This is a genomic window from Arthrobacter sp. 49Tsu3.1M3, from assembly GCF_900168135.1.
In the GTDB taxonomy this organism is placed as follows: Bacteria; Actinomycetota; Actinomycetes; order Actinomycetales; family Micrococcaceae; genus Arthrobacter.
Window position 1 is genome coordinate 43,009 of record NZ_FUZD01000005.1, and the last position, 12,651, is coordinate 55,659.

The window sequence follows — 12,651 nt, forward strand, 5'->3', positions numbered from 1 at the left end:
GGGAACACCGTGACTACTCACACCACTTTCAGCACCCGCGACGCCGCGTTCGTGCGGGACTTCCACACCATGAGCGAATTCGGTGCTACCGAGAACGGCGGCGTGGACCGCCAAGCGGCCAGCGTGCCGGACGGCCAGCAGCGGCAGTGGCTCACCGGCCTGCTGGAGGCCAACGGCTTCACCGTCCGGTTCGACCGGGCCGGCAACCAGTGGGGCCTGTACGAGGCCGTGCCGGGGGCTCCCTTCGTCGTGGTGGGCTCTCACATGGATTCCCAGCCGACGGCGGGACGCTACGACGGCGCGTACGGTGTGCTCGCCGCAGCCCACGCGGCGTTCCGCCTCGTGGAGCAGTGGGCCGCGGCCGGAGACGCCGGGCAGCCCCGGTTCAATATCGCGGTGGTCAACTGGTTCAACGAGGAGGGCTCCCGCTTCAAGCCGTCGATGATGGGCTCCTCCGTTTACACCGGAAAGCTCGAACTCGAAACCGCGCTGGCCACCACGGACGCGGCCGGAGTCACGGTCCGCGAGGCCCTGGACGCGATCGGCTGCCGGGGCAGCTACGAGGGCCCCGAAGCCGCGTACTGCGCCGAAATCCACATTGAACAGGGCCGGAGCATGGAACGCGAAGGCATCACCATCGGCCTGGTGAACTCCAACTGGGCGGCCAACAAATACGAGTTCGTGGTCCACGGCGAGCAGGCCCATACCGGCTCCACCGTGATTGCCGACCGGAAGGACGCACTGCTGGGGGCGTCCATGATGGTGGTCGCCGCCCGGGAACTCGCCGACACCTTCCCCGGCGTGCTGCACACCTCTGTGGGGCAACTGAACGTCTACCCCAACTCGCCCGTGGTGGTGCCGTCCCGGGTGAGCCTGCTGCTGGACCTGCGCAGCGCCGACGAAGCTGTCCTTGCCGAGGCCGACGCCCTGCTGGACGAGCGGATCGCCGGGATCGAACGGCTGGCGAACGTCACGGTGGAGCGCAACCACGCCCACACCTGGCCCGTGACCCCCTACCAGCCCGAGGGCGTGGAACTCGCGGCCAAGGTGGCCGCGGACCTGGGCCTGGCGAACAAGCAGGTCATGACCCTGGCCGGGCACGATTCGACCAACATGAAGGACCTCGTCCCGACGGTGATGCTGTTTGTGCCCAGCGTGGACGGGATCTCCCACAACGAGCACGAATACACCACGGACGAGGACATCGTGGCCGGCCTGGCGATGCTCACCGAGGTAGTGAACCGGCTCTGCAACGGGGCGCTGGAGGACTGAGCGCGGCCCCAGGGGGGTTCCTCCGCGGATTTGATCGCTCTCTGGCGGCGTTCTGTGATCGCTGGGTGTCGCCTTCCGGGAGGACGCGACGCGGCTAGACCACGAGTGCTCGTGACCATCCATAAATCGTCGCTCGGGCACCTTGTCCGACTCGTCTCGCTATGCGCGGGCACTTCCCGTTGTCGCAGTACGGGCGGCAATGGCGAGGGTGAAGGCTGTTGCGAGCCCGAGTGTCGTCCAGGCGTAAATTTCCCAGCCGGGGAGGCTAGTGGTGGCAAGCCAGCGGACGGCGTAGTTGGTGGTTGCGCCCACGGGAAAGGTAAACACCCAAAATAATTGCGTAAAGGGAAGCTTGCGGTACTCGGGGAGGAGCATGACCTGCAGTAGCGCCATGATTGCCAGCACACCAGTGAGCCCAAGCTGCGTGGCCCCCATTGGACCGGGGTGTGACACCATCCAAGCGATGTTGGCCGTTGCAGGCGCAGCCAGGTATGCGGATAGTCCGGTCTTGGCTGCTGGCGCCAGCGCACCTCCCGTCATGAGCCGGACGGTGACGACAGTCCCAACGAGAAGCCAAAAGAACATGCCGGCGCCAAATGTGGCTATGGCGGCATCATGGGCGTGGATGCTTGAGAATCCGATGCTGGCGACGAAGGATCCGGCTACGACAGGCAGCAGGTAGCCAGGGTGGATGGACTGCATCGATACCCCGCCGGTGACCCAGTGGGCGAGGAGTTGTGCGGCGACGATGGCCAGCGCGGCGATGAACGCGCCACACAGCCCGGCACCCCAGGGCGGCAGGTACTGGCTGTAGTGGGAGGAAAGCAGGATCCCAATGAGTGGGATAAAGGATGCGAAAGGCCCTGCCACCTCGTGCTTGAGGTCAGAGCGGAATGTTCCTTTCCGCCGAAGGCCCCGGAACACGTACGTGACGGTCAGGACCAGCCACAGGGCGGTGGCTGTTCCGTAGAGAATTTCCTCCGGCCAGATCGGGGATCCGAGAGAGCTCCTTGCGGCGGACCAGGCGCCGCCCAGACCGGCAAGCCCCAGCGGCACGCCGAACCGGCTCAACTCATGCATCCCTGGCGCGGCGTTCAGAGGCTCGACAGGTTCGTGAGCGGCAGGTGCCAGGGCAACAGCGGTGGCACTATGTGTCATGGTGCCAGCGCTTCCGGTTGGTGGGGAAGCGCGATTGCCGGGTCCATCCAGGTGGAGGTCTCCGAGCGCTCTGCGGAGGTGTTGCTTGTCATGAATGTATCTCTCGGAGTTCTTAGGAGGTTTTCAGGCTTTGTCGGGTCATGCCGGGGCGTTGGCTGCCAGCGCCGGGTAAAGATCGGAGATCGCACCAGAGAGGCCAAGCTTCACGCCGGCAGAGATGTCATCCACGATGACCTCGTAATCTCCCTGCTCGAGCGCATCGAACGACTTCCGCACGACTTCCTCGGGGGCGGTTTTTGGGGCATCGACGCCCTTCGCCATGGCCGTGTCGATGTAGCCGACGTGCACGCCCGTGACGTGCGTGCCTTGGGGAGCCAGTTCGACCCGGAAGGAGTTGGTCGCCGACCACAGCGCCGCCTTTGAGGCGCTGTAGGCGCCGGTGAGCGCGATCCAGCTGAGCGCCGAGTGGATGTTGAGGACCGCTGACGTCCCGCTGGCCGCGAGCACCGGCGCGAATGCCTTGGTCAGGGCGACCGGCCCGAAGAAATTGGTCTCCATCACGTTTCGGAATTCCTCGTCAGGCAGTGCCAGGAGTGTGTCCGATTCCACGGCAATGCCGGCGTTGTTAATCAGGACCGTGACGTCCGGAGCCTGCGCCACGGCGGCCCGGATCGAGGCAGGGTCGGTGACATCCAGAGCGAGAGGGATGACGCGGGATTCGTTCCACTCCTGAGGACGCCGGGCTGCCGCGTACACCTTGGCCGCGCCCCTGGCGAGGGCCTGTTCCACGAAGTGGCGGCCCAGCCCTCCGTTCGCGCCGGTGACAAGGACGACGGCGCCAGACAGCTGTGGCATGGATTCTCCTGATCTCAGACAGGGCGGCGACGAGGTTGCCGCGGCCTCCGAAAGTCACGTTAGCGGAGTCGGTTGGATTTTCCAACTCACTTGTATACTTACAGAACGCACTGAAAGCAGGTAAGTCATGACACCAACTGATACGGCCAGGGATGCGCCCAGGGCATGTTTCATCGCGGCAGGGCTTGAGGTACTGGGGGAGCGGTGGGCACTGCTGGCCCTTCGGGAGATGTCCTTGGGCGTTCATCGTTTCGACCAGATAGCCCGCAATACGGGCGCCTCCCGCGACATCCTGACGGGCCGGCTGCGGACACTGGAAAGCCATGGCGTTATTGAGCGCGTCCAATATTCCGAGCGCCCCCCGCGCTATGAGTACCACCTCACAACTTCCGGGGCCGAAGTTGCTCCCATCCTCATCTCACTCGCGGCGTGGAGCAGCACCTGGATGCGCGACGAGACACCCCGCGCCTCCTACCGGCACAGTTGCGGGGCCGACCTGCAACCGGTGCTGACCTGCGCGGAATGCGACGAGGAATTCAGAGTGGGCAGTCTGATGCTGGGACCGCTGGTGTCAACGACCGACGCCATCCCTGTCGACCCGTAACGACAAACCGGAAGGGCGACGACGGGACATCCCGCGGTCGTCCGTTGTAGCGGCCGCACGAACCAAGGAATTTCAATAAGACACGCATCAACAGGAGATAAATGTCCGGCAATCCGGCAGCAGTGACCCTGGAGATAGTTGACTTTGAAGACCATAGAGCAGCCCGTCTGCGGGATTTGTTAACAGACGAGCTTCTCGCCCGATACGCTACCGCAGAAGAACCTCATCTTTCCGAAGCAGCGCAGAAAGCGCTCTCCGTACCACCGCAAGATTTCATCGCCAACGTCCTGGTACTTAATACCGTAGGTGAAGCCATAGGGCACGGCGCTCTCCGCCGGTTGAATGGGGAATGGGAGGTCAAGCGGGTCATTTCAGACCCTGCAGCCCGAGGTATGGGCGCTGCGACCGTACTCATGGCTGAACTCGAGAGGATTGCCGCCAGTGCCGGCGCCCGCCGCGTTATCCTGCAAACCGGGGGTAAGCAGCCGGAAGCTGAAGCTTTTTATCGAAAACTTGGATACAGGCAGATACCCACTTATCCGCCTTACGAGCACTCCATCCCGTCGTCGATCTGCTTTGCAAAAGAGCTTCAGCCTATGGAGGACCGACTCCCGTCCATTCTCGGCCAGGAATAGAGGTCCGGCCGTGGGGCAGAAAAGGTCCATCTTTAACTTGAGCTACTAGTCTCGCTCGAACCACGATAGTGGGCCTTCGACGGCGACAGCAGGAGAGTGCGGAAACAAAAACAAGCAGCTGCCCTATCCACCTACGGTGTCAGGGCTGAACTCGATAGGTCCGCCGCGGACGCAGCGGGGGACCGCCTCAGGCGCCTTCGGGCTTCTGCGAGATCCAGAGCATCGCCCCGTGGGGGTTCTCCGGCAGGTCGGCCGCGTCCGGGTTGGCCACGTGCAGGGTCCGCCCGAAGGCCTCTTCCGTCAGGCTGACCCGGTGGCCGCCGGCCGCGAGGCGGTCCCGCAGGGCGGCGAGGTCGCCGGTGTATTCAAACCCCAGGCCGGTCCGGGCGGCGCCGCTGGCGGGCCGGACCATCAGCACGCCGCCGTTCTTCGCCGTAAAATCCGCGGTTTCGTCGTCGTCCGGGGCCGGCCGCAGCCGGGCGCCCATGTTCCGCAGGGTTTGCGCGGCGGCGGTCGCGTCCGGCGTGAACCAGACTTCGACGACGGCGAGGGCCGGATCGGCGTCCGCGCACTGCGCGCCGTGGGCTGCCTTGTCCGCGAAGAAAGCGAACCCGTCCCCGCCCGTGATGCGGCAGGTGTCGCCGTGGCGGGCGCTGACCAGCTCGGCCGGGGTGTTCCCGCCCTCCCCGGCGGCGGCGTTGGTGCGGCGGGCGAACTCCGCCAGATCCCCGACCTCGACGCCGAAGTCCGTCTTTCCATCCAGGACCATTCCGGCACCGGCACCGGCACCGTCCCCGGCACCATCCCCGGCGGCGACCGCCGCCACCCGGTGCAGCGCGAGGCGGCCCGAGCCGGCGTCGAACTCCTGCCAGTCGCCGTCGTTGACTGTGCGCACCATGCCGAGGGCGGACAGCAGGCCCTCCCACTGGTCCATGCGGGAGGTGTAGTGGATCGGGCGGACGCGCAGCATGGGGTCTCCTTGCGAAGGACGGTTTTTGGCTCCTCCTGACATGGTGCCACCAAAGCACCCTTCCGGTCAGCACAGCAGGGCACAATGGGGCCATGGCTGTTGAACTGGAGGAACTGCTGGTGAAGGACGCCGCCGAGTGGCGCGCCTGGCTGGAGCAGCACCACGCCCAAAGTCCCGGCGTCTGGCTCGTGCTGCACAAGAAGGGCGGATCGGTGACGGAGCTGGACTACGAGGCGGCGCTGCAGGAGGCGCTGTGTTTCGGCTGGATCGACGGGCAGGGACGGCGCCGGGACGAGGAAAGCTCGTTCCAGCGGATGACCCGGCGGGGACCCAAGAGCGTGTGGTCGGCCCGGAACGTGGAGCGGATTGACCGCCTGGAGGCGGCGGGGCGGATGGCCCCCGCCGGGCAGGCGGCCGTCGCCGCCGCCAAGGCGGACGGGCGCTGGGAGGCCGCCTATTCGGGCTCGGCGACGGCGGAGGTCCCGGATGATCTCGCCGCCGCCATCGCGGCGGACCCGCGGGCCCAGGCGATGTTCGAGGTCCTGACGTCCGTGAACCGGTATGCCCTGATCTACCGCACCAACTCGGTCAAGCAGGCCTCGACCCGGGAACGGAAGATCGCCGGGTTCGTGGAGATGCTGGCTCGGTTCGAAACGCCGTACCCGCAGACCAGGCGGCCCGGAAAACCGTAGCAGAGAACCGTAGCGGCCGCGCCGCCGCGCATCCCAGAGAATTCCCAGCGGCCCTCCGGGCTCCAGGTAGCTGCCGGTGGCAGAATGAGGCGATGCTCCTTGCCCAGCGTGCCTCCCGACCCCCCGCCAGCCTGCCGCTGCCATCCCAGCGGCGGCTCTTCTTCGTGGCTGCGGGCCTGTTAATCGCGGGCGAGACGATCTTCTGGACCGTGCTCGCCGCCGTGCAGACGAACAGCGGCGTGGCCGACCTGGACGGACCCGTGCACGACGGACTCGTGGCGTCCCGGAACCCCCTGGCCACCGCCATCCTGGCGGCCGTGACCACGGTGACGTCGCCGCTGTGGATGACGGTGATCGGCTGCGCCGTGGCACTGGCCTGGGCGGTCTTCAAGCGTGAAGTCTGGCGTCCCGCCCTGCTGGTCGGCGCCATGGCAGCCACCTTCGCGGTGTCCACGCTGGTGAAGCACGACGTCGGCCGGAGCCGGCCCGCCGCCAGCGGCTTCATGCTGGGACCGGACGACGCCCTGTCCTTTCCCTCCGGCCATACCTTCGGGGCGGGCGTCTTCCTGTGCGTCCTCAGTTATCTGCTGCTGGCGGCCCGCGGCACGCGGACGGGCAAACGGACGACGTCGGTGCTCGGCTTCGCGGCAGCGGCCGCCGGGACACTGGTGGTCGCCTTCAGCCGCCTGTACCTGGGGTACCACTGGCTGACCGACGTGCTCGCCTCCATGGGCCTGGCGCTCGCCGTAACCGGCGCCGTCATCCTGGCCGACGGGCTGCGCGCCGCCGCGGCCCCGTCCGCGGAACCCCCAACGGCAGCGGGACCGTCAGAGCCCGACGCCCATCGCCTGGGCGATCACCACCGCCGAGGCTGAGGACCACGCCTGCGGGTGGCACGACGCCGGATACGGTACCGCGACGCCCGAGTCCTCGGCCCGCACCCCGGCGAACACCTCCGGCAACCGGTGCCCGAAGGAGGCCGCCGCCGCGAGCAGGCCGTCGGCGAGGGTGCGTGCCTCGGCGACGAAACCGTCGGCCAGGAGGCCGCGGATCGCGATGGCGGTGTCGTGGCTCCAGACCGAGCCGCAGTGGTAGCTGAAGGGCCAAAACCCTGCGGCCCGCCGCGAAATCGTGTGCACGCCGTAGCCGGAGAACAGCTCGGGGCCCACCAGCCGGTCCGCGACGATCCGGGCTTCGGTCGCGTCCAGGATGCCCGTGCCCAGCAGATGTCCCATGTTCGAGCCCGGGACGTCCAAGGGGACCCCGTGCCCGTCCAGGGCCATGGCGGGGAACGGCCCGCCGTCGTCCTCAACCCAGAAGCGCTCCCGGAACCTGAGCCGGAGGGCCGCGGCGAAGTCGCGCAGCGCCTGAGCACCCGGTTCCCCGAACACGTCGAACAGTTCCGCCGTCCCCATGGCTGCCTGGTACGCGTAAGCCTGCGCCTCGGACAGGGCGATCGGCCCCTCGGCCTGCCGGCCGTCGCGGAACTGCATGGCGTCCCGGGAATCCTTCCAGCCCTGGTTGCTCAGGCCGTGGCCCGTGGAGTCACGGTAGCTAAGGAACCCGCCGTTGCCGGGCGCGCCATCCGCTGAACCGTCCGCGGCGCCGTCCGTTCCGGTGGCGCCGGCGGCGAGCAACCACGCCGCGGCGCGTGCCGCGTTCGGCAGCAGCGACCGGACGGCGTCCTCGTCCCGGCCGGTGCGCCAAAGTTCCCCGAGCAGGCAAAGCCACAGCGGAGTCGAATCCACGGCCCCGAAGTACACCGGCGGCAGGCGCAGGTTCTGGCTCTCCAGCAACAGTTCCTTGGACCTTAGCTCGTGCAGGATCTTGCCGGGTTCCTCGGCGGCCGCCGCGTCCGTCCGGGTGCCCTGGAAAGCCGCCAGCGCGCGCAGGGTGCCCGCCGCCAGCCCGTTGTCCGGCCCGCTGTCCAGGGGCAGCAGCAGGCGCGCCGCCCACAGCGAATCCCGCCCGAACAGCGTGAAGTACCAGGGCGCCCCGGCCGCGATGAACGGGGCGTCCGGCAGCTGGCGGGTGGCCAGGCGGAGCCCGGCCACATCATCGAGGGAGTTATCCAGGAGCAGGCCAAGGGCCCCCACCGGCCCGGTCCGCGGGGGCCGGGCCGCGGACGGGCGGGCCGCCACCACGGCGTCGTCATGATCGGAGAGGACGGCCTGCCATTCGGCCTCGAACGGCCGGCCCCGGCCCAGCGTTCCGCGCCAGACGAGGTGGCCTTCCGGGGTGACGGCGCCGGGGGCAGCGACCGCCAGGGTCTTGCCGCCCTCCTGCCAGCGCAGCGTGGACTCATCGGCGGAGACCGGCCCGGAGACGTCACGGAAGCGGCTGAGGCGGATCTGGGCCATGTCGGTGAAGTCGGCGGCGAGCTCGACGTCGACTTCCACGTCGAGGGAATCCAGTGAGGTCCGCAGCTGCAGGGTGTGCCGCACGAGGCCCGGCGTCACGGTCCAGGTCTGGAGGAGCTCGACGGCGGGATCCTCCGTGGGTCCCGGGATGCCCCGGACCAGGCCCCGGACGCGCAGGACGCCGCCGGGCTCCGTCTCGACGGCCGCCGGTTCGGGTTCCAGGCCGTTGACGCGCACGAGGGCCCGGCAGAGCATCCGGGTGTCGCCGTGGAGCAGCCCGGTGAACCCGGCCGGCTCAGCAGGGTCGCCTGCGCCGGGCGGTTTGACCTCGCCGGCCAGGCGGCCGTCAGGATCGAGCCACAGCTGGGTGGGGGCGGCAACGGAGCAATGTTGGCGGTGCAGGCCTGGCTGAACAGTCATCCGCCTACCCTATGCCGGGCACTGGGCGGTCTCAATGCGCCACAGCCCGCTACCGACCGCCGAAGAGGTCATGGCGCCGGCCGCCGGCGGCCAGAAGGTCCGCCTGCGGCCGGGCGGTGTTGGGGACCACCCAAGTTAGCTCCGGGTGCCGCCGCACCCGAGGCCAGAAACTACCCAGCCGCCGGGAATGGTCCGGCTTACACCGGCATTCCAGTCACCACTGCGCGCCGTCCGTTCATCGACCGCTTTCCATCCATCGGTTGGAGCGCCGGAAGGCGCGTTTACCGGCTTAGCCCACGCCACCGCGGCCGCTTCAGGGGTTGGCTCTCCGGGAACACTCGTGTCAACGTCAGCAACATAGGCGCCGTGACAGGGCGCGGCACTACCGCTTGGCACGGTGCCGGTGGATGCCGGAACATGGCCGCATCATACGGCTGGAGGCCAGTCGTGCCCATGGGCAGACGTATAGATTCCGTGCCGGGCAGATGCACCGAAAGCGATCGTATTTGAGATGCCGGGAGACGCCCACAATCGAGTGCCGGCCGGACCGCCTTACGTAGCGCGCCCGTGGGGTCTGGTTTGGGCGACTGCTGAAAAATGCACGACGGTTCTTGCCGTACGGCGCACGTGACTGGTGAAAGCGACGTCAGGGCAGTCTCCTTATGGCCAGTAGGTGTCGCCAATCGATCGATGAAGTGCGTCAAGAAGCCACGTATTGGGCGCCGGAATGGGCCGCGATGGCCATGTTGAGTTCTTTCAGGTTCGGGGGGTTCGCTCCCGGGCGCTGTACGGTAATGGCCGCGGCTGCAGCTGCGGTGTGCCCAAGCTGCTCCAGGACAGCCGGGGCGAAGCCTTCGGTTCCTCGGGTGAGAAAGCCCAGGATCAGGGCGGACATGTATGAGTCCCCGGCGCCGATAGTGTCAGCAACTTTGGACTTCACAGCGGGAATGCTGATGTTAGCGGCAGGGGTGGTGAATTGTGAGCCGTCGGCGCCTCTGGTGATGACGGTAAGTCCCGCGCCCAGCCCGAGGATGTGTGCTGCGGTTTTGTCCAGGCTTTTTTGGGGGTACAGCCAGTGGGCGTCTTCATCGCTGAGTTTGACGACGTCGGTTAAGGGCACGAGCTCTTCGAAGATGGCCAAGGCTTCCCTGTGGCTGCCGAGCAGGGCTGGCCGGATATTCGGGTCATAGGTGATCATGCAGTGTCTGTGGGCCTGTTCGAGCAGGGATTTCACGGCGCCGGCACCGGGATTAAGGAAGGTGGCGATGGATCCAGTGTGCAGTATTTTTGGGAAGTAGGCGGGGGTTGTCGGGGCAAGGTCCCAAGAGATGTCGAAGTCGTACCTGGCGGAGCCGTCGGGTTCAAGGGTTGCTGTTGCCGATGCCGTCCTGGTGAGGGATTTTGATCCGGGCAAAAGTAAGACGCCTGCGCTGCGGAGGTGGTTTTCGATGGAAATCCCACGCGCGTCCGGGGCGATGGCGGTGAGCAGACCTGTGGTGACGGCGAGGCGGCCAAGTCCGTAGGCGACGTTGGCCGGTGAGCCGCCTGGGTGCTCCACCGTGTCGTGCGACGTTGTGACCACGTCGATCAGCGCTTCGCCTACGACCATGACGTCGAGTGTCTGATGAGCGTCCTGCCGGGCTGTTGTGAGGTAATCCATGGTCTGTCTCTCGTGGGTTTGCTGATGACGGGAACCCCCGGTGTGGATCCGTCCGCGGACCTGGGGAGGTCCGCGGACGGAGAAAGGGGGCTCCGGTAGAGCGGGAGGGTACCAGCCGGCCGTCAGGCGGTGGCTGCGCCGGTCATGATCGCGACGGCGTCGGTCATGGTGTGTGATTGGGGGGTGATGGTGGCCGCGCACTTGCCCAGGCGTTGGATGTGGATCCTGTCCGCTACGTCAAAGACGTGGGGCATGTTGTGGCTGATCAAGATGACCGGCAGGCCGCGGTCGCGGAGGTCCCGAACCAGCTGGAGGACCTGGTTCGATTCCCGGACGCCAAGTGCCGCCGTCGGTTCGTCCAGCACAACGACCTTTGAACCGAACGCTGCGGCGCGGGCCACGGCGACAGCCTGGCGCTGGCCGCCGGAAAGGTTCTCCACCGGCACTGTCACGTCCTGCAGGGTGGAGATGCCCAACCGGGTCAGCTCTTCCTTGGCCTTCCGGCGCATACCTTTGGTGTCAAGCATCCGGAACACGCTCCCGAGGAGTCCCGCACGCCTTTCCTCCCGGCCCAGGAACAAGTTCGAGGCGACGTCGAGGGCCGGTGAGACGGCGAGGTTCTGGTACACGGTTTCGATGCCGTGGACCCGGGCGTCCTGGGGGCGCTTGAAGTGCACCTGCTGTCCTGAGACGAAGAGTTCGCCGGTGTCCGGGACTTCGGCGCCGGTGAGGCACTTGATCAGGGTTGATTTACCTGCACCGTTGTCGCCGATGATCGCGAGGACTTCGCCGGGGTAGAGGTCGAGGCTGACTCCGTCGAGGCCCACGACGCGGCCGAAGGTCTTGACGAGGTTTCGGGCCCGCAGGATGGGTTCGCGGGTGGTGACGTGCGGGGCTGTAAATTCTGTCATGGTCATGACTTGACCTTTCGGATCCACTGGTCGATGGACACAGCGAGGATGATCAGGACGCCCACTGCGAGGGTCTGGTACAAAACGTCGAGCCCGGCAAGGGAGAGACCGTTGCGGAAGACGCCGACGATCAGGGCCCCGAGGAGCGATCCCCAGATGGAGCCGCGGCCACCGAAGAGGCTGGTTCCGCCGATGACGACGGCGGTGATGGAGTCCAGGTTCAGGTCTACGCCGGCGTTGGGGCTGGCGGCGTTGGTCCGCCCGATCTGGATCCAGGCGCCGGCGGCCAGGACGGCGCCGGCAGCGAGGTAGACGCTCATGAGCACCCGGCTGACAGGGATGCCGGCCAGGCGGGCGGCTTCCTTGTCATCGCCCACGGCGTAGACGTGCCGGCCCCAGGCCGTCTTGCCCAGAATGAAGGCAACAACAATGTAGAGCAGGAGCATCATGACGACGCCGGTGGAGATCCGCACAGGGCCGAGCGGGAAGGTGGTGCCGGTCCAGGTCAGCAGGGGCGGCATGGCCGAGCCACGCACTGTCGCTCCGTTGGAATAGAGCAGTGTCAGGGCGATGAAGATGTTCAACGTGCCGAGGGTGACGATGAACGGCGGGAGACGGAACCTGGTGACCAGGAACCCATTCAGGGCTCCGGCGGCGAGTCCGACAACGAGGCCTGCGAGCAGGGCAATAGGTGCGGGCAGTCCGTTGTTGACGGCAAGCTGGGCCATGACCATGGAGGAGAGGATCATCACGGCGCCGACGGAGAGGTCGATGCCGGCGGTGAGGATGATGAGGGTCTGGGCGATGGCCAGGGTGCCGACGACGGAGACCTGCTGGGTAATCAGGGAGAGGTTTTCAACCCGCAGGAACCTGTCATTGAGGAGGCCGAACACCACCACGGCGATGAGAAGTACAAGGGCAGGGCTGACGGCTGGGTAGCGGTGGAGGATATTGCGTATCCGGCTGAGCGGTGTCTGGCGGTCAAGGAATTCCTCCGCCAGGTCGGCATGCCCGGCGCTGGGCGGGCCGGCGGTCTGTTGCTGGGTCACGATTGGTCCTGATCTTCCGTGATGGTTGCTAGGGGCGGCCCTAGCTCGGTAGGTGCGGGACGGGG

The 12,651-nt window shown here is 66.9% G+C and carries 12 protein-coding genes; 5 read left to right on the forward strand and 7 right to left on the reverse strand.

Features of this window, described 5'->3' with window-relative positions; genetic code table 11:
* The first annotated feature begins 9 nt into the window (after positions 1-9).
* On the forward strand, positions 10-1,272 hold the full coding sequence (locus B5X90_RS08195) for a M20 family metallo-hydrolase (protein ID WP_079551818.1): 1,263 nt from the start codon (positions 10-12) through the stop codon (positions 1,270-1,272).
* 159 nt (positions 1,273-1,431) lie between these two features.
* Here the strand turns inward: B5X90_RS08195 and B5X90_RS08200 are convergent, their stop codons facing one another.
* Positions 1,432-2,430, reverse strand: coding sequence for an SLAC1 family transporter (locus B5X90_RS08200; RefSeq protein WP_079551820.1), 999 nt, complete (start codon positions 2,428-2,430; stop codon positions 1,432-1,434).
* Between the two features lie 138 nt (positions 2,431-2,568).
* A complete protein-coding gene (locus B5X90_RS08205) occupies positions 2,569-3,285 on the reverse strand; it encodes an SDR family oxidoreductase (RefSeq protein WP_079551823.1) in 717 nt (238 codons plus the stop codon).
* 127 nt (positions 3,286-3,412) lie between these two features.
* Between B5X90_RS08205 and B5X90_RS08210 the strand changes: the two genes are divergently transcribed.
* Together B5X90_RS08210 and B5X90_RS08215 are read left to right on the forward strand one after the other, a co-directional pair.
* Positions 3,413-3,889, forward strand: a complete 477-nt coding sequence (locus B5X90_RS08210) for a winged helix-turn-helix transcriptional regulator (RefSeq protein WP_079551826.1) — start codon at positions 3,413-3,415, stop codon at positions 3,887-3,889.
* A 101-nt stretch (positions 3,890-3,990) separates the two neighbouring features.
* A complete protein-coding gene (locus tag B5X90_RS08215) occupies positions 3,991-4,524 on the forward strand; it encodes a GNAT family N-acetyltransferase (protein WP_079551829.1) in 534 nt (177 codons plus the stop codon).
* Positions 4,525-4,711: 187 nt separating this feature from the next.
* Here B5X90_RS08215 and B5X90_RS08220 read toward each other — a convergent pair whose 3' ends face one another.
* On the reverse strand, positions 4,712-5,494 hold the full coding sequence (locus tag B5X90_RS08220) for a hypothetical protein (RefSeq protein ID WP_079551831.1): 783 nt from the start codon (positions 5,492-5,494) through the stop codon (positions 4,712-4,714).
* Between the two features lie 92 nt (positions 5,495-5,586).
* Here B5X90_RS08220 and B5X90_RS08225 point away from each other — a divergent pair, with 92 nt between their 5' ends.
* Positions 5,587-6,186 carry a YdeI/OmpD-associated family protein gene (locus B5X90_RS08225; protein ID WP_079551834.1) on the forward strand — a complete coding sequence of 200 codons (600 nt, stop codon included), beginning with the start codon at positions 5,587-5,589 and terminating at the stop codon, positions 6,184-6,186.
* Positions 6,187-6,278: 92 nt separating this feature from the next.
* A complete protein-coding gene (locus B5X90_RS08230; protein ID WP_079551837.1) occupies positions 6,279-7,061 on the forward strand; it encodes a phosphatase PAP2 family protein in 783 nt (260 codons plus the stop codon).
* Here the strand turns inward: B5X90_RS08230 and B5X90_RS08235 are convergent.
* From B5X90_RS08235 to B5X90_RS08250, 4 genes are all read right to left on the reverse strand, one after another.
* Positions 7,014-8,966 (reverse strand): glycogen debranching N-terminal domain-containing protein, encoded by a 1,953-nt coding sequence (locus tag B5X90_RS08235; protein ID WP_079551840.1) that lies wholly within the window; start codon positions 8,964-8,966, stop codon positions 7,014-7,016. The two genes, B5X90_RS08230 and B5X90_RS08235, sit on opposite strands and share 48 nt — an antisense overlap.
* 700 nt (positions 8,967-9,666) lie before the next feature.
* Complete coding sequence (locus B5X90_RS08240; RefSeq protein WP_079551843.1) at positions 9,667-10,626, reverse strand: carbohydrate kinase family protein; 960 nt, start codon at positions 10,624-10,626, stop codon at positions 9,667-9,669.
* Positions 10,627-10,748: 122 nt separating this feature from the next.
* Positions 10,749-11,543, reverse strand: coding sequence for an ATP-binding cassette domain-containing protein (locus B5X90_RS08245; RefSeq protein ID WP_079551845.1), 795 nt, complete (start codon positions 11,541-11,543; stop codon positions 10,749-10,751).
* The gene (locus B5X90_RS08250; protein ID WP_079551847.1) at positions 11,540-12,586 is read right to left on the reverse strand and encodes an ABC transporter permease; all 1,047 of its coding nucleotides are present in this window, start codon (positions 12,584-12,586) and stop codon (positions 11,540-11,542) included. Before B5X90_RS08250 ends, B5X90_RS08245 begins: the two co-directional genes overlap by 4 nt.
* Between the last annotated feature and the right edge of the window lie 65 nt (positions 12,587-12,651).